Source organism: Exilibacterium tricleocarpae (assembly GCF_007004655.1).
Classification (GTDB): Bacteria; Pseudomonadota; Gammaproteobacteria; order Pseudomonadales; family Cellvibrionaceae; genus Exilibacterium; species Exilibacterium tricleocarpae.
The window spans coordinates 244514-262817 of record NZ_ML660092.1 but is presented as its reverse complement, the minus strand read 5'-3'; the positions used below and the strand labels follow the sequence as shown (position 1 = coordinate 262817).

The following is an 18304-nucleotide window of genomic DNA, read 5'->3' as shown; positions in this document are numbered from 1 at the left end:
GTTTTTCTTCAACCGAGCTTGCCGTGGCACTGCTTGTATTTCTTCCCCGAGCCGCAGGGGCAGGGTTCATTGCGCCCGACCTTGCGCTCCTCCCGTACAAAGGGCGTGTGCTGTTCCTCCGCGGCCGGTGCCGGCTCGCCGCCGTCCTCACCGCCTCCCGCCATGGCGGATACCTGCTCGTGTTGCAGTTGCATTTTCTGCCGTTCCTGGGCCTCGATGCGCCGGCGCTCCATCTCCTGCATTTGTTCTTCGGTGACCGGCTCCACCCGGTACAAAATACGCACCACCTCATGCTTGATATTGCCCAGCATTTCCTGGAACAACTGGAAAGACTCGCGCTTGTACTCCTGCTTGGGATTGCGCTGGGCGTAGGCGCGCAAGCCGATGCCCTGGCGCAGGTGGTCCATATTGGCGAGGTGCTCTTTCCACAACATATCCAACACCTGCAGCATGATCTGCTTTTCAATATCCTGCATTACCGCACCGATCCGCTCTTGTTTTTCCTCGTAAGCGGTTTGCAGCTCGGCGGCAATTTTTTCGCGCAGGGTCTCTTCATGCAATTGATCGTCGGCATCCAGCCATTGCTGCACCGGCAATTTGACGCCGAACTCCGATTCTATATGCTGCTCGAGACCGGGAATATCCCACTGCTCGTCCAGACTCTGGGGCGGCACGAAGGTGCTGATCATATCGTTGGCAACGTCTTTGCGAATGGCGGTCACCGTATCGCTGATGGTCGTCGCCTCCAGCAGTTCGTTGCGCTGCCCGTACACTACCCGGCGCTGGTCATTGGCGACGTCGTCATACTCCAGCAACTGCTTGCGGATATCAAAGTTGCGGCCCTCCACTTTGCGCTGCGCCTTCTCGATGGCGTTGCTCACCATACGGTGCTCAATGGCCTCGCCCTTTTCCATGCCCAGCGCCTGCATAAAGTTGCGCACCCGCTCGGAGGCGAAAATGCGCATCAGGTTATCCTGCAGCGACAGGTAGAAACGCGATACGCCGGGGTCGCCCTGGCGACCGGAGCGACCCCGCAACTGGTTGTCGATACGGCGAGACTCGTGGCGCTCGGTGCCGATAATATGCAGGCCGCCGGCCTCGATCACCTGTTCGTGACGTTTTTTCCAGTCTGCTTTGACCGCCTCGACCTGCGCGGCATCGGGATTATCCAGCGCGGCAATCTCCGCTTCCCAGTTGCCGCCGAGCACGATGTCGGTGCCGCGCCCCGCCATGTTGGTGGCGATAGTCACGGTGCCGGGCCGGCCGGCCTGGGCAATAATTTCGGCTTCTTTCTCGTGAAACTTGGCGTTGAGCACCTGGTGCTTGATCTTGGCTTTGTCGAGGCGGCGCGACATTTCCTCAGAGGACTCAATCGAGGCGGTACCCACCAGCACCGGTGCGCGTTTTTCCTGACACTCCTTGATATCTTCCACCACGGCATCGTACTTTTCTTCCACCGACAGGTATACCAGGTCGTTGAGGTCCTCCCTCGCCACCGCCACATTGGTGGGAATCACCACCACATCGAGATTGTAAATCTGGTGAAATTCATAGGCCTCGGTATCGGCCGTGCCAGTCATACCCGCCAGTTTCGGGTAGAGACGGAAATAATTCTGGAAGGTAGTGGAGGCCAGTGTCTGGCTCTCACTCTGGATATTGACCCCCTCCTTGGCCTCCAGCGCCTGGTGCAATCCCTCCGACAAACGCCGCCCGGCCATGGTGCGGCCGGTGTGTTCGTCGATCAACACCACCTGGCGGTTCTGCACGATGTAATCCACATCGCGGTTAAACAGGGTGTGGGCCTTGAGCGCGGCGTGGGTGTGGTGCAGCAGGTTGAGATTGCCGGCCGAGTAGAGGCTGTCGTTTTCGTCCAACAACCCCTCTTTGATCAACAGTTCCTCCACCAACTGGTGGCCGGCTTCAGTCAGCTCCACCTGGCGGGTTTTCTCATCCACAACATAGTGGCCGGTTTCGGTCTCGGTCTTCGGCTCCAGTTTTGGAATCAACTGGTTCATGCGCCGGTACAGTGCCGAACTGTCCTCGGCGGCGCCGGAGATAATCAGCGGCGTGCGCGCCTCGTCGATGAGGATGGAATCCACCTCATCCACAACGGCAAAATTCAGCGGCCGCTGTACCCGGTCCTCCCGGCGCAGGGCCATATTGTCGCGCAGGAAATCAAAACCGAATTCGTTGTTGGTGCCGTAGGTGATATCGGCGCCGTAGGCGTCGCGCTTGGCCTGCGGGTCCTGCATGGACTGGATCACGCCGACGCTCAAACCCAGCGCTTCATAAAGCGGCCCCATCCAGCGCGCGTCGCGGCTGGCCAGGTAATCGTTAACGGTGACAATATGCACACCTTTGCCGGACAGGGCGTTGAGATACACCGCCAGGGTGGCCACCAGGGTCTTGCCCTCGCCGGTGCGCATCTCGGCGATACGGCCCTCGTGAAGGGTAATGCCACCGATCATCTGCACATCGAAATGGCGCATATCAAGGGCCCGCTGTCCGGCTTCGCGCACCAGCGCAAAGGCTTCGGGCAGCAACTGGTCGAGGGTGTCGCCGTCCTGATAGCGCTGTTTGAGAGTCTCGGTCTTGGCTTTGAGCTGGTCATCACTGAGGGCGGACATTTCGGCTTCGAGCTCATTGATCTGCCGCACCAATTTGCCCATACGCTTAAGTTCCCGGTCATTTTTTGAACCGAAAACCGATTTCATCAGTTTGCCAATCATGTGAGTTACCGTTATGTGTTCAGAACCATAGACCCTGCACCGCCGCAGGTCAGAAAAACGAGGTGCAAGTAAACCGAAAGGCGCCTGCAGAAGCAAGCACAAAGGCGGGATTAACGGTGAGTTCGGTGAATATAGCTGGCGGGATCGACGGCGCGGCCGTGTTTAAAGACTTCAAAATGCACATGGGGGCCGGTGGAGCGGCCGCTGGAACCCATTTTGGCAATGACCTGACCTTTTTTGACCACATCACCCACCGCCACCAGGTTGTCCTGGTTGTGGGCGTAGCGGGTGGAGAAACCACTGCCGTGATTGACCTCCACCATCTGGCCATAACCGTGGCGCTTGCCGGACCAGGTGACCACCCCGGCGGCCACGGAGATGATCTCTGCGCCTCTCTTACCGGCGAAATCCACTCCGTTATGCCAGGCTACGCGGCCGTTGAAGGGATCGGTGCGACGCCCGAACCGAGAGGACATCCAGCCCTTCTTCACCGGGCGCCCGGCAATAAAGATATCACTTTGAATCTTGCGCTTGGCCAGCAGCGCTTCGAGGGTATCCAATTGCTGCTCGCGGTTGTCGATCTGGTCGGCAAGGCTGCCGATAACGGCGAGAAAATCCGGTGCCTGGTAGGCTTCACCCAGTGCCACGGTTTCCGGTCCGCCCACCGGCGGCGGCTGGCTGAAGTCGAATTCACCCCGATCCAGCTTGGCCATGGTGGTCAGGCGTTCGCCAAGGGCGTCGAGGCGCACCAGGCGGGCCTGCAATTCGGCCATTCTGAGGGTCAGCGCGGCCAACTGCTCTTCGGCGTGGCGTTTGGTCTCGGCCACTTCGCGCCTTTGTTTGGCCAGCGCATCGTTCCAGGCCCGGGTAGAGTCACCGGTAAACAGATCGCTGCCTTCGTCTTGCAACAACTGGTGGGCAACGCCCCCCAGTACTACCGGCACGCCGAGCAGGCACACTGACAGAACAGCGCGAGTCCACCCACCCAGCTTGAAGCTGCGGGTACGCCCGTGACCTTTGCTGACAAGAATGACTTTCATACTGAGTCTGAGTCGGTATTTTGGAGTCTTTTATCGGGTAACCGCTACCGGCACCCGCTGTGTTAGTACCAGTTTATGTCTTACTTCTACGTACTGCTCAAAGCCTTACTGCAAAAAAAACCGCCCACTGGCGGCCCGATCCCTGCTTATCCACGAGACAGGGAGTAAAAATATGGCATAGAAAACAAGGAATTACCAATAGTTATTGAGGTAACACGACAATAAATACCCAGAACCTGGACTGCGTCACCTTTCACACTTTTGTCTTGCCCCGTTGCGCAGCCCCCGAATAATGCGGGCTGCGGCGCCATTACGGCGCTTAAAACAACGTTTCTTACAGCGCCAGCACAGGCTTCATATAAGATATCGGCGCTTTGGTTTCATCCTCGAACGTCACCACTTCCCAGGCGTCTTTATCGGCGATCAACTGGCGCAAGGACTTATTGTTCAAAGCATGGCCGGATTTGTGGGCCTTGAATTCGCCGATCAGGCTGTTACCCAACAGATAAAGGTCGCCGATGGCGTCCAGGATCTTGTGCTTGACGAACTCATCTTCGTAGCGCAGACCGTCTTCGTTCATAATGCGGTAGTCATCCACCACGATAGCGTTATCGGGGCTGCCGCCTTTGGCCAGACCCTTGGAGCGCAGGTATTCGAACTCGTGGGTGAAACCGAAGGTGCGCGCGCGGCTCACCTCTTTCACAAACGAAGTGCTGGAGAAGTCGATCGAGGCCCTGGCGGGACGATCGCGAAACACCGGATGATCGAATTCAATCGAAAAGGACACTTTAAATCCGTCAAACGGCAGGAAGCTTGCCACCTTGTCGCCCATTTCAACGGTAACCGGCTTTTTGATGCGAATAAACCTTTTCGGCGCTTCCTGTTCGACGATACCCGCCGACTGGATCAGGAACACGAAAGGACCGGCACTGCCGTCCATAATAGGCACTTCGGGGGCACTGACTTCAACGATGGCGTTGTCGATACCAAGCCCGGCCATGGCCGACAGCAGGTGCTCGACGGTGGACACTTTGACATTGTCCCGCATCAGGGTGGTGGAAAGGGTGGTGTCACCGACATTCTCCGCCTTGGCCGGAATGTCCACGGCCGGCGAGAGATCGACGCGCCGGAATACGATGCCGGTATCTGCCGGCGCCGGCAACAGCGTCAGGTAAACTTTTTGCGCGGTATGCAAACCGACGCCGGTGGCGCGAATTGCATTTTTTAAAGTCCGTTGTTTTATCATTACACAACCTTGAGCGTTAAACTTGTATAGCCTGAAGCGTGAATCTTGTATAGCCTTAGGCGTCGATTAAAAAGCCCTGCGCACCGGTAATAAACACCTTAGCGCCAATCAACAAAGCCTCGTCAACCAAAGCTTTATAAGTCCCCATGCGTCAATTAAACCAAGCCCTCAGCATCAATTTATTAAAACCCTAAGTCTCAATCATCAAAAATATTCGGCTGTAGATAGCGAAGCTTTTTCGCTCTATATCTCAGCCTTTCGTTCTAAGTATCGCCACAATAACCAACCCCTTCAGCCCCTGGTAAGAAGCAGCGAAGGTTATTGACAAAAATCTTTGCCCGCATACCTCGAGCTTTATAACTTAGCAATCCTGAACGTTAACTTAACCAGCCAGACTGTTGCCTTAAATAACCTGGCCCTGGACGTTAACCAACCCGAACTCGGGCCTTCAGTTCAGTGCTCACCAACCCCGCCACAGGGGTTGACCGATGCGGTCTGGAGCGCCGACAAACGCGCTTCCGGGCGTTCACCCCAGCAGCGCGATCACTCTCTCAACCTTGAGCTTGTAACCCTTGAGCTTGTAACCCTTGAGTTTATAAACCTAGAGTTTATAAACCTCGAGTTTATAAACTTTGAGCTTATAAACCTGGCACCTTGAACCGTATTCTCTCAAACAGCCTGGAGCGACACACAAACTTACCCCTGGGCCTGGTCAATACAGCCCGGCAAGTGGAAAACAGCCTTGGAACGGTTCCTATCTGGCAGGCGGGACGCATAAGCCGCGAATACTAACAGAGTTGCCCGCTTTAAACCAATATCAGTTCCCAAACAGACACTTAGGTCCCGCCGCGCGCCGCCGCAGGGGCTCGCTTCTGGTCCGCCGGCATCCGGTTCAGCCATCACATCCACAATCTCCACGGCGATCGGCGCGACCAAGGGATGCCCGACGCCATTTCGCGACTGGCGCATCAATCCGCCTGGCGTCGCAGAAAGGCCGGGATATCCAGATACTCCATATCGCGGTCTTCGGGCGGTGCCTCCGCTGCCGGTGGATTGGCGGTTTTATTGGCACGCATTACTGTGGGGCGATCGAGCTGACTGTAATCCGGTTGCCCATTGGCGCGACGGGTATTGTCCACCACCATTTTGGTGGCGGCCGCTTTGGTCTCCGCCACCGGACAGCCGAGTCCGGTCGCCACCACCGTCACGCGCAACTCCTCAGACATCTCCGGGTCGATAACAGTTCCAACCACCACCGTGGCGTCGTTGGAAGCAAATTCCTCCACGGTATCGCCCACTTCGGAAAACTCGCCCAGCGACAAATCCATACCGGCGGTGATATTGACCAGAATACCGCGCGCGCCCTGCAGATTGATATCCTCCAGCAGCGGACTGCGAATAGCCGCCTCGGCCGCATCCCGCGCCCGGGTTTCGCCGGTGGAATGGCCGGTGCCCATCATCGCCATGCCCATCTCCGACATCACGGTGCGCACATCGGCGAAGTCCACGTTGATCATACCGGGGCGGATAATCAGATCGGCGATACCCTGCACCGCGCCCAGGAGCACATCGTTGGCCGCCTTGAAAGCATCCAGCAGGCTGGTGCTTTTACCCAGCACCGACAGCAGCTTTTCATTGGGAATGGTAATCAGGGAGTCGACCCGCTCGGTCAACTCCTTGATACCGGCTTCGGCGATCGACATGCGCTTGCGGCCCTCGAACGGAAACGGTCGCGTCACCACGGCCACGGTGAGAATACCGAGTTCGCGCGCGACCTCCGCCACCACGGGTGCGCCACCGGTGCCGGTGCCGCCGCCCATACCGGCGGTGATAAAAACCATATCGGCACCGGTCAACACCTCGGCGAGGCGTTCGCGGTCTTCAATGGCCGCCTGCCGGCCGATTTCCGGGTTGGCGCCCGCGCCCAGCCCCTTGGTGATGTTGTTGCCGAGTTTCAACACGGTGCGGGCGTCGATACCGCGCAACGCCTGGGCATCGGTGTTGGCGCAGATAAAATCAACACCCTCGACTTCGTTGGCGATCATATGCTTCACGGCGTTACCGCCGCCACCGCCAACCCCTATTACTTTGATCACTGCACTTTGCGGTACACTATCGACGAGTTCGAACATAGTAATTCCCCTCTATCTCCCTACACTGAAATAACACACTAGAATCAAAACCATTCGGAAACCGGGTTTCCGAGCCACGTTTCTAAACACTGTAAAAAAACGGTTAACCATTGTTAAAAACCGTTTTTAAAACTACTGTTAAAAACCATTGCTAAAAACTGCCCTGAAACCAGGCTTTCACCTTGTCCCACCAGGAGTTTTTGTTGTCTCTACTGTACTGGGTAGCACGCGGATCGCTCTGCTGTCCCATGCCGTACTGCAACAAGCCGACCCCGGTGGAGTAAATCGGGTTGTTGACGATATCCTTTAAACCGCGCACGCCCTGGGGCACGCCGAGCCGCACCGGCATATGAAAAATTTCCTCCGCCAGTTCCACCACGCCCTCCATTTTCGAGGTACCGCCGGTCAATACCACGCCGGCGGCAATCAGGTCTTCAAAACCGCTGCGGCGCAGTTCCGCCTGCACCAGCGTGAACAATTCGTCGTAGCGCGGCTCCACCACCTCCGCCAGCGCCTGGCGCGACAGGTCCCGCGGCGGGCGGTCGCCGACGCTCGGCACCTTGATGGTTTCGTCGACGCCGGTCAGCTTCGCCAGCGCACAGGCGTAGCGGATTTTTATCTCCTCGGCGTGGGGCGTGGGCGTGCGCAGCGCCATGGCGATATCGTTGGTGACCTGGTCGCCGGCGATGGGAATCACGCCTGTGTGCCGAATCGCGCCCTCGGTAAAAATGGCGATATCGGTGGTGCCGCCGCCGATATCCACCAGGCAGACGCCCAATTCTTTTTCGTCTTCAGTCAGCACCGAGTAGCTGGAGGCGAGTTGTTCCAAAATAACGTCTTCGACCTCCAGGCCGCAGCGGCGGATACACTTCTCGATATTCTGCGCGGCATTGACCGCGCAGGTCACCAGGTGCACCTTGGCTTCGAGCCGCACGCCGGACATACCGAGCGGCTCCTTCACCCCCTCCTGTTCGTCGATCAGGTATTCCTGCGGCAGGATATGCAGAATTTTCTGGTCCGCCGGGATCGCCACCGCCTGCGCGGCATCGATAACCCGATCCAGGTCCTGGGCAAACACCTCGCGGTCTTTGATCGCCACTATGCCGTGGGAGTTGAGGCTGCGAATATGGCTGCCGGCGATACCGGCGTACACCGAGTGTATCTGGCAGCCGGCCATCAACTCCGCCTCCTCCACCGCCCGCTGGATCGACTGCACGGTGGACTCGATATTGACCACCACGCCTTTTTTCAGGCCGGTAGAGCGGTGCGAGCCTATGCCGACGATCTCGAGCTGCCCTTCCGCCGCCACTTCGCCGACAATCGCCACTACCTTAGACGTGCCGATATCCAAGCCGACAATGAGTCTGTTATCGCTTGAACCTGCCATTCAGTTAACCTCGTTATTATGGGCGATCGTTTCACCGATCGATTCGCAACACATAAGGCCCGTGCTCCCTTTCACCGGGCTGACGCCAAGGCGCCCTCCCGCCACTTCACTGCGACGCCATTGTTGTAACGCAAATCTATCGACGCGACGCTGTCGACTTTTGCCTGTAAATCATCGGTGTAAACCGCCAGAAAACGCTGCATCTTTTTCATGATCTGGTCGCGCCCCACCACCAGCCTCAGGTCATTGCTCAATACCAACTCGACCGAATGTACCGGATCGCTGCGCAGCTCCATCACGCTGAGCCCATAGGGCCGCAATAGTTTTGCAATGCCCTGGTAGATCAACATCACCTGTTCCGACTGCGCCCGGTTGCCGGACAACAACGGCAGACCCTGCAGATTGTCGAGCTCCGGGGTGGCGACGATCTGCCCGCGCTGGTTCAAAAAACCGCTGCGGCCCCAGCGGGCGATCGGCTGTTGCTCGACGATGGTCACCACCAGTTGGTCGGGCCAGCGACGTCCCAGTATCGCCCGGTCGATAAACGGTGCCTTTTCTACTTCGGTCTTTATCGCCGCCAGGTCCAGTTGCAGAAATGTCTGGTCGACCAGGGGCTCCAACAACGCCATGACCCGCTCTTTCGAGACCAGTAAAAACTCGCCCTGCACGGCAATACTCGCCACCGGCCGATCAATGGTGTCGGGCAGTGCCGCCCAGCGCGGCAGCCCGAGCACCGCCGCGGCGACTACACAGCCGGCCGCCGCCAGCCAGGCCAGCCACCGCAGCGGCAGTCGCCGCCGCGGCGCGGCGCGGCGACTGGCGCCCTGGGCGCGGCGGTTTTTTTGCGTATCCTGTATTCGCTTCGCTTTCATTTCACATCGGTCGGCTCGCCGCCGGCTCCTTCAAGGTGTCCGCCACAATGGTGAGCACCAGTTGTTCAAATGAGATACCTCGCGCCTGGGCAGCCATGGGGACCAGGCTGTGGCTGGTGAGACCGGGCACGGTGTTGACCTCTAACAGGTAAAAGTTGTCCTCGCTGTCGGCCATAAAGTCCACCCGGCCCCACCCCTCGCAACCGAGGCTGTCAAATGCCTCCAGGGCAATTTCCGCCAGCGCTTGTTCTTTGTCGGCGGCCAGCCCGCAGGGGCAGAAGTAACGGGTATCGTCCGCCAGGTACTTGGCCTCGTAGTCGTAAAACCGGTTGTCGGTTTCCAGCCTGATCGCCGGCAACACCTGGCGGCCGACAATCGACACCGTGTACTCGGCCCCTTTGACGACCCGCTCGGCAAACACGCTGCGATCGAACGGCCGCGCCTCGGCGTAGGCCTGTTGCAGTTGCGCGGCGCTGTCGACTTTTGCCATACCGATGCTCGAGCCCTCACAGGAGGGTTTTACCATGACCTCACCGCCCAGTTGCGCCAGCACCTGCTGCCAGTTGCCGTGCTCGTTCAACACCATAAAATCCGGCGTCGGTAAACCGATCCCGCGCCAAAGCTGTTTGCAGCGCAGCTTGTCCATCGCCAGTGCCGAGGCCTGCACACCGCTACCGGTAAACGGTATATCGAGAAATTCCAGCAGCGCCTGAATGCGGCCGTCTTCGCCGCCGGCCCCGTGCAGGGCGATAAAGACACGATCCGGCTGTATTTCCCGCAGTTGCTCGATCACCTGGCTTTGGGTGTCGATGCCAATCACCTCGACAGCGCTTGCGCGCAGTGCATTGATAACCGCCTGCCCGCTTTGCAGGGACACCTCGCGCTCGGCCGAGGCGCCGCCGTAGAGCACACCGACACGCCCCAACTGTTGCTTCAGGGCATCGCTCGCCGGCGCTGTCACTGTCGCAGTCATAAACGCGCTCTCATTTGCATATCGTTACCACACCGTTTTTTCTACAAGCCTTCACACAACACATTTCTACTACATGCGCTATGCCGACCCCCTTCAAGCCAGTTTCCGTTTTGCCAGCTCCGTCGCCAGCAATCCCACATTGCCGGCGCCCTGGGTAATCACGATATCGCCCGGCTCGACAATATCCTTGATGACTTCGGGCACGCCGTCGATACCCTCGACAAAGATGGGATCGACCTGCCCCCGGTTGCGGATGCTGCGGCACAGGTGGCGGCTGTCGGCACCGGGTATCGGCGTTTCGCCGGCGCTGTACACTTCCAGCAGCACCAGCGCGTCGACACCGGAGAGCACCTCGACGAAATCCTCATACAGGTCGCGGGTGCGGGTATAACGGTGCGGCTGGTAAACCATCAACAGGCGCCGCTCGGGCCAGCCGCGCCGCACCGCCTGAATGGTCGCCTCTACCTCGCGCGGATGGTGACCGTAATCGTCCACCAGCATGGCGCCGCCACCGGCCACGGGAAATTCCCCGTAAACCTGAAACCGTCGCCCGACGCCTTGAAAATTTGCCAGTCCGGTTTGCACGGCACTGTCGGCTACGCCCTCGTCGACAGCCACTGCCACGGTGGCAGTGGCGTTGAGGACATTGTGCAGCCCGGGCATATTGATGCTGAGGTCCAGGGGCTTGCGGCCATCCGGGCACGCCACTTTAAAACGGCTGCACATACCTTCCTGGCGCACCTCGTAGGCGCGAAAGTCGCAGCTCTCGCCAAAACCGTAAGTCAGCACCGGGCGGGAAATCTGCGGAATGATTTCCTGTACCACCGGATCATCGCCACACACCACCGCCAGTCCGTAAAACGGCAAGTTGTGGAGAAACTCGACGAAGGTTTTTTTCAACCGCGAGAAGTCGCCCTCGTAGGTGTCCATATGATCGGCATCGATATTGGTCACCACCGCCACCATCGGCTGCAGATGCAAAAACGACGCATCGCTTTCATCCGCCTCGGCCACCAGGTAGCGGCTGCCGCCGAGTTGCGCGTGACTGCCGGCGCTGTTGAGCAGGCCGCCGATCACAAACGTGGGGTCGCGGTCGCCGGCCGCCAGCACCGACGCAATCAAACTGGTGGTGGTGGTTTTGCCGTGGGTGCCCGCCACCGCTATGCCGTGCCGGTAGCGCATCAACTCGGCCAGCATTTCGGCGCGCCGCACCACCGGAATACGCAGGCGGCGCGCGCCTTTCATCTCGGGGTTGGTCTCAGTGACGGCACTGGAGTTGACAATCACATCGGCACCGACCACGTTGCGGTCGTGGTGACCGATAAAAATAGTCGCTCCCTTGTCGCTCAATTGCCGCGTGGTGCCGCTTTCTTTCAAGTCCGAGCCCGAAATTTCATAACCCTGGTTCAACAGCACCTCGGCAATACCGCTCATGCCCGCACCGCCGATGCCGATAAAGTGAATGCGGCGAATACGGCGCATCTCCGGTATTTCAATAATTCTCGATTTAGCCATTGGCCACCTCCCCGCAAACGTCGGCCACCTGGTTGGCGGCCTCTGGCAGCGCCAGGTCGCGCGCCCGCACCGCCATGTTTTTCAAACGCGGCCGATCGCCCGTCAACTCCTGCAACAACAGGCTCAGGGAGCTGGCGTCCAACTCGTGTTGCGGTTTGACAACCGCGGCGCCCTGCTGTGCCAGCCACTCGGCGTTTTTGGTCTGGTGATCGTCGATGGCAAACGGAAAAGGAACCAGCACCGCCGCCACCCCGGCCGCCGTCAGTTCCGCCACTGTCAGAGCGCCGGCCCGCGCGATCACCAGATCCGCCCAGGCCAGGGCCGCCGCCATATCGTCGATAAAAGGTTCGATATCTGCCTCCACTGCCAACTCCCGATAGCGGGCCTTGGTCTGCTGCAAATGCCTGGCGCCGGTCTGGTGGCGGATATGCGGCCGCGCCGCCGGCGCCAATAAGTTCACTGCCGCCGGCACCAGATCGTTGATCGCCAGCGCTCCCAGGCTGCCGCCCAGCACCAGCAGGTTGCCGCCGGCACCGTTATCAGCGCGGGCATCGTAACGCTGTTGCGGCGGCGCCAGCGCGGCGATCTCGCCGCGAACCGGATTGCCCGTGACCACGCCGCGAGGCAGGCTGCCGGGAAAGGCCTGCAACGTGCGACTGGCGATACGCGCCAGTATTTTATTGGTGGTTCCCGCCACCGCGTTTTGCTCGTGAATCACCAGTGGTTTCCCCAATAGTCGAGCCGCCACACCGCCCGGCCCCGACGCAAAACCGCCGAGCCCGAGCACCACGTGCGGCCGCACCCGCCGCACGATGGCCAGTGCCTGCCCCAGCGCCCGCAACAACCGCCACGGGGCCTGCAACCAGGCCCGCGCACCTTTGCCGCGCAATCCCGCCACGGCGATGTAATGCAGATCGATGCCCGCCTGCGGCACCAACTGCGCCTCGATACCGCGCCGCGTGCCGAGCCAGTCGACCTGCCAGCCGCGGGCGCGCAGCACCGCCGCCACCGCCAGCGCCGGGAACACATGGCCGCCGGTGCCGCCGGCCATGATCAATACCCGCTTGGCGTCACCATCAGCTTGCACGTCGCCTACCTCGCTGTTTTTTCTCGGCGACCGGCGCCGGCCGGCGCAACTCCCAATCCAGGCGCAGCAAAAACGCCATCAACGCACAGCAGACGATCAGACTGCTGCCGCCGTAACTGATAAACGGCAGGGTCAAGCCTTTGGTGGGCAGCAGTCCCGACGCTACACCGATATTGATAAACGTCTGTCCGCCGATCAGAATGGCGATACCGAACGCCGCAAAGCTGGCAAACGCATCGCCGGCCACAATCGCACGCCGGGCGATATCCAGCACTTTGAACACCAATCCCACAAACAGGCCGATCAGCAGCGTACAGCCGATCAGGCCGAACTCCTCCGCCACTATGGCGAAAATAAAATCCGTGTGCGCCTCGGGCAGGTAAAACAGTTTCTGCACACTGTTGCCCAGACCTACACCTAACCATTCACCGCGCCCGAACGCGATCAGCGACTGGGTCAACTGGTAGCCGCTGTTGAACTGGTCCGCCCAGGGGTCCAGAAATGTAATCAGCCGCTGCATCCGATAGGGGGACAGTATGGCGATCAACGCCAGGCCGCAGCCCCCGAGCAGCGTCAGCAAACCAAACTGCCACATCTTCACACCGGCCAGAAACATCATCGCCACCACCGTCGCACAAATCACCACGGCGCTGCCGAAATCCGGCTCCAGCAACAACAAAAACACAATCACCGCCACCAGCAGGGTCGGCTTGACAATACCGCTCCAGCCCCCGCGCAATTCCAGTTGGCGTCGTGCCAGGTAACCGGCAAAGAACACCACGGCGCTAAACTTCGCCACTTCAGACGCCTGCACGGTGATGGGCCCGAAGATCAACCAGCGCTGGCTGCCGTTGACCCGGCGTCCGAGCCCGGGCACCAGCACCAGCACCAGTAGCAGCAGGGCCAGCAACAGCAACACCCAACCGTAATCGCGCCATACGACCGGCGGCACGGCGGCCACCAGCGCACCGCCGAGACCGCCGAGCAACAGGTAGATGGCGTGACGCTTGACAAAAAACCAGGGGTCGCCGTAGACACTGTCGGCAAACCCCACCGAAGCGGACGCCACCATCACTATGCCGATGGTCAAGAGCGCGGCGATGATTGCCACCAACTCAAGGTCCACCCGGGCCACCGTCCCCGCGACCGGCGCATACAGAGAGGTGGGGGCGATTACCGCGCTCATGCCACCCACTCCCGCACCGCGTTCTTAAACTGGTCACCCCGATCCCGATAATCGGCAAACATATCGAAGCTGGCGCAGGCCGGCGACAGCAGCACGGCATCCCCCGCCTGCGCCGCCTGCGCCGCTGCAGCCACCGCCTGCTGCAGCGTCTGTGCGTAAACCCGCGGCGCGGCGCCCGCCACCGCGGCAATTTTCTCGGCGTCGCGTCCGATCAACACCAGGCTGCGCACCTGGGTTTCCAACACCGGCGCCAGCGGACTGAAGTCGGCATCCTTGGCCTCGCCGCCGGCGATCAATACCACCTTGCCGGGCGCTCGCGCCAGGCCGGTAATCGCCGCCAGCGTCGCACCCACATTGGTGCCTTTGGAGTCGTTAAAAAACTCCACGCCGTCTTTCTCGGCAACCCATTCGCAACGATGCGCCAACCCTTTGAAACGGCTGAGGGTTTCGAGCACCGCCGGGCGCGGCAGGTCGATGGCGTGGGCGAGCGCCATGGCCGCCAGTGCGTTGGCGATATTGTGGCGGCCGCGCATGGCCAGGCTTTGCACCGGCATCAGGGCGTCGAGCCCCTGGGCCAACCAGGGTTCGCCGTCGACCTGGCGCAGGCCGAAGTCGCGCAAGTCCGGCTCGCTCAAACCAAAACTGTAAAAACCCACCCCGCCTGCCCGGGGCGCCTGGGTGAGGAGATCGTCGCGGTTGACCACCACATGCTCGGCACCGAAATAGATGCGCTGCTTGGCCGCGTGGTACTCGACCATGGACGCGTAGCGATCGAGATGATCGGCACTGAGATTCAATATGGTCGCCGCCACGGCGTTGACGCTGGCGGTGGTCTCCAATTGAAAACTGGACAACTCCACCACGTAGAGCTGCACCGTCGCATCCAGCAAATCCAGCGCCGGCGGTCCCAGGTTGCCGCCGACGGCGACCTTGAGACCGGCGGCTTGCGCCATCTCACCGACCAGGGTGGTCACTGTGCTCTTGCCGTTGGAGCCGGTGATCGCCACGATCGGCGCGCGCGCAGCCCGCACGAACAGTTCGATATCGCCGAGGACTTCGACTCCCTGCTGCAGGGCCGCCTGCACGGCCTCCTCGGCCAGCGCCACGCCGGGGCTCAATACAATCTTCTCCACCGCGCAGAGCGTGTCGCTGTCGAGGCGGCCCAATTCGCAGTGCACGCCGGGAAAGTCGGCGCGAAAACGCGCCAGGTTCGGTGGCTGCGGGCGCGAGTCCAGCACCACAAAGGGACGCCCCTGGCCGGCCAGATAGCGCGCAACCGACAGCCCCGTCGCCCCGAGGCCGACGATGGCGGTCACACCACTTTGCGCAATTAACTCAGCCATTGACTTTAGCCACCTGTTTAACCACTTACCTTCACTGCTTACCTTACGTACTTACCTTGCCTACCTAATCTGACACCAAACCTTGACAATGCACCTTGACCATAAACCGCAACGACCTGCCCCAGACCTGTAACGCAACCTGTTAACCTGACGCTTTACTCGACCTTGCTGTTCGACGCTTCCGCTTCACACTGCCGTGCAATGCTCTAATTCGGCTCTCTCGACCTATAGGGCGACACAAGCACCGCCCCTGTCACTTGCCGCCGGCCCGCTGCTTGCCACTCAACGCAGCTTGAGCGTCGCCAGGCCAAACAACACCAACATCACGGTGATGATCCAGAAACGCACAATGACCCGCGGTTCGGGCCAGCCCTTCAATTCAAAGTGATGGTGCAGCGGTGCCATACGAAAAATTCGCCGGCCGGTGAGTTTGAATGAACCCACCTGTAAAATGACCGAAATCGTTTCCATCACAAACACGCCGCCCATAATAAAAAATACAATTTCATGGCGCACAATCACGGCGATGATGCCCAGGGCAGCCCCCAGCGCCAGCGCGCCGACATCGCCCATAAACACCTGGGCGGGATAGGTGTTGAACCAGAGAAAGCCGAGCCCGGCACCACCCAGCGCCCCGCAAAACACCACCAGTTCTCCCGTGCCCGGTATATAAGGAACGTGGAGATAACTGGCAAAATTGGCGTTGCCTACCAGGTAGGCGATAACGCCGAGCGCCGTGCCCACCATCACCGTCGGCATAATCGCCAGACCGTCCAGGCCGTCAGTCAGGTTGACGGCGTTGCTCGACCCGACCACCACGAAGTAGGTCAGGGCGATATAAAACAAACCCATATCCACCGCCACCGTTTTGAAAAACGGCACGATCAATTGCGTCTCCGCCGGCAGCGACGACGACTGGTAAAGAAAGACGGCGGCACCGAGGCCGCCGACCGACTGCCAGAAGTATTTCCAGCGCGCCGGCAGGCCGCGGGAGTTGGCCTCCACCACCTTGCGATAGTCGTCGACCCAACCCACCGCGCCGAACAGAGCGGTAACCAGCAACACCACCCACACGTAGCGGTTACTCAAGTCCGACCACAGCAGCGCGCTGATAAAGATCGCCGCCAGAATCAGAGTGCCGCCCATCGTGGGCGTACCGGTTTTACTCAGGTGCGACTGCGGCCCGTCATCGCGCACCGACTGCCCGATCTGCAATCGATTGAGGCGCCGGATCATCCAGGGCCCGAGCACCAGTGAGATCAACAGCGCCGTCAACACCCCCAGGATGCCGCGAAATGTCAGGTATTGAAAAACACTGAAACCACTGACATATTGCTGCAAAAATTCAGCCAGCCACAAAAGCATTATTATTTTTCTCCGCCGGTCGCCAACGCCCGCACCACTGTTCCCATTCGTGAACTGAACGACCCTTTTACCAACAACACCATGTCTCCGTGCAGCAGCGGGCGCAGGTGCGCTACCGCCGCCTCATGGGTTGCAAAGTGCTCTGCTCCGGCGCCGAAGGCGGCGCTGGCCGCCTGGCTCAACTGCCCCACCGTCACCAGTCGCGCCGCACCGCGGCTGCGCGCATAGGCGCCGATCTGGTGATGCTGCTCCCGGGCCTCATCACCGAGTTCGGCCATATCCCCCAACACCAGCACGGTTTCACCACTGCGCGCCACCAGGGTATCAATGGCGGCACGCACCGAACTGGGATTGGCGTTGTAGGAATCATCGATAATCAGGCTGCCGGCGATACCGGCAGTCACCTGCATGCGCCCGGCAATATTCTGAAAGCTCTCCAGACCCGCGCGAATATCCGCCAGCTCCGCCCCCACTGCGAAGCTGCAAGCCGCCGCGGCCAAGGCATTGGCGACATTGTGTTGACCCATCACCCGCAACTGAATCCGCGCTGTGCCCGCGGGGCCCTGCAGTTCGAACCAGACGTTGCCGGCGGCGTCACTGCCGTGCTGCGCCGCGCGGAAATCCGCTGCGTCTTGATCCAGGCTGAAGGTGACGATATTTTTTCCCCGCAACTGTTGCAGATACTGCCCGGAATAATTGTCATCGAGATTCACCACGGCAATACCGCCGGCACCGAGACCCGAGAATATTTCCGATTTCGCCCGCGCCACACCGTCGATGGAACCGAAGCCTTCGAGGTGAGCCGGCATGACGTTGTTAACCAGCGCCACATCCGGCCCGGCGAGACCGGTGAGGTACTCGATTTCACCGGCGCTGTTGGCGCCCATCTCAATCACGGCAAATTCGTGCTCGTCGTTGAGTTCCAACAAGGTCAAGGGCACGCCGATATGGTTATTCAGATTGCCGCGGGTGGCGAGCGTACTGCCGCGCTGGCCGAGGATGCTGGCAGCCATTCCCTTGACACTGGTTTTGCCTGAACTGCCGGTTATGGCCACCAGCCGGCCCCGAAACGCGGCCCGGTTCAGCGCCGCTATCTGCCCCAGCGCCTGAATGGTATCTGCAACCACCAGTTGCGGTGCGGCCAGTTGCGTTTGCCGGGTATCCACCACCACCGCGCAGGCGCCTCGCTTGAGGGCATCGCCCACAAACCGGTGGCCGTCGAAATTATCGCCGCGCAGCGCCACAAAGAGATCCCCCGCCTGCAACGAGCGGGTATCGGTGCTGACGCGGGTGAAACGCCCGTGCACATCGGCGGCGGGCGCCTGCGGTTCGACAAGTGCCTGCGGCTCTATAGGCGCCTGCGGCTCTATAAAAGTCGCCGGCATGATTTCAGTGCTCACCTGTTTCAGGGTTAAAGACCCGATCATAA

Annotated in this window: 13 protein-coding genes; all 13 read right to left on the bottom strand. The window is 60.1% G+C overall.

Features of this window, described 5'->3' with window-relative positions; genetic code table 11:
- Window positions 1-8: 8 nt before the first annotated feature.
- The 13 genes from secA to FKG94_RS11160 all read right to left on the bottom strand — a co-directional run bounded on the left by secA (window position 9) and on the right by FKG94_RS11160 (window position 18302).
- On the bottom strand, window positions 9-2729 hold the full coding sequence (secA, locus tag FKG94_RS11220) for a preprotein translocase subunit SecA (protein ID WP_142904322.1): 2721 nt from the start codon (window positions 2727-2729) through the stop codon (window positions 9-11).
- A gap of 110 nt (window positions 2730-2839) precedes the next feature.
- Window positions 2840-3769 carry a M23 family metallopeptidase gene (locus FKG94_RS11215; protein WP_142904321.1) on the bottom strand — a complete coding sequence of 310 codons (930 nt, stop codon included), beginning with the start codon at window positions 3767-3769 and terminating at the stop codon, window positions 2840-2842.
- Window positions 3770-4103: 334 nt separating this feature from the next.
- The gene (gene lpxC, locus FKG94_RS11210; protein ID WP_142904320.1) at window positions 4104-5015 is read right to left on the bottom strand and encodes a UDP-3-O-acyl-N-acetylglucosamine deacetylase; all 912 of its coding nucleotides are present in this window, start codon (window positions 5013-5015) and stop codon (window positions 4104-4106) included.
- A gap of 968 nt (window positions 5016-5983) precedes the next feature.
- Window positions 5984-7147, bottom strand: a complete 1164-nt coding sequence (gene ftsZ, locus FKG94_RS11205; protein ID WP_142904319.1) for a cell division protein FtsZ — start codon at window positions 7145-7147, stop codon at window positions 5984-5986.
- 151 nt (window positions 7148-7298) lie between these two features.
- Entirely contained in the window at window positions 7299-8534 is a 1236-nt protein-coding gene (gene ftsA / locus FKG94_RS11200) for a cell division protein FtsA (protein ID WP_142904318.1), read from the bottom strand.
- Window positions 8535-8605: 71 nt separating this feature from the next.
- On the bottom strand, window positions 8606-9406 hold the full coding sequence (locus tag FKG94_RS11195) for a cell division protein FtsQ/DivIB (protein WP_142904317.1): 801 nt from the start codon (window positions 9404-9406) through the stop codon (window positions 8606-8608).
- A gap of 1 nt (window position 9407) precedes the next feature.
- The gene (locus FKG94_RS11190) at window positions 9408-10379 is read right to left on the bottom strand and encodes a D-alanine--D-alanine ligase (RefSeq protein ID WP_142904316.1); all 972 of its coding nucleotides are present in this window, start codon (window positions 10377-10379) and stop codon (window positions 9408-9410) included.
- Between the two features lie 93 nt (window positions 10380-10472).
- The gene (murC, locus tag FKG94_RS11185; protein ID WP_142904315.1) at window positions 10473-11894 is read right to left on the bottom strand and encodes a UDP-N-acetylmuramate--L-alanine ligase; all 1422 of its coding nucleotides are present in this window, start codon (window positions 11892-11894) and stop codon (window positions 10473-10475) included.
- Window positions 11887-12981 (bottom strand): undecaprenyldiphospho-muramoylpentapeptide beta-N-acetylglucosaminyltransferase, encoded by a 1095-nt coding sequence (gene murG, locus FKG94_RS11180; protein WP_246125084.1) that lies wholly within the window; start codon window positions 12979-12981, stop codon window positions 11887-11889. The genes murC and murG overlap by 8 nt, the downstream gene beginning before the upstream one ends.
- Window positions 12971-14167, bottom strand: coding sequence for a putative lipid II flippase FtsW (ftsW, locus tag FKG94_RS11175; protein WP_142904314.1), 1197 nt, complete (start codon window positions 14165-14167; stop codon window positions 12971-12973). The genes murG and ftsW overlap by 11 nt, the downstream gene beginning before the upstream one ends.
- Window positions 14164-15510, bottom strand: coding sequence for a UDP-N-acetylmuramoyl-L-alanine--D-glutamate ligase (gene murD, locus FKG94_RS11170; RefSeq protein ID WP_142904313.1), 1347 nt, complete (start codon window positions 15508-15510; stop codon window positions 14164-14166). The genes ftsW and murD overlap by 4 nt, the downstream gene beginning before the upstream one ends.
- 282 nt (window positions 15511-15792) lie before the next feature.
- A complete protein-coding gene (gene mraY / locus FKG94_RS11165; RefSeq protein WP_142904312.1) occupies window positions 15793-16875 on the bottom strand; it encodes a phospho-N-acetylmuramoyl-pentapeptide-transferase in 1083 nt (360 codons plus the stop codon).
- Between the two features lie 2 nt (window positions 16876-16877).
- Entirely contained in the window at window positions 16878-18302 is a 1425-nt protein-coding gene (locus FKG94_RS11160) for a UDP-N-acetylmuramoyl-tripeptide--D-alanyl-D-alanine ligase (RefSeq protein ID WP_142904311.1), read from the bottom strand.
- Between the last annotated feature and the right edge of the window lie 2 nt (window positions 18303-18304).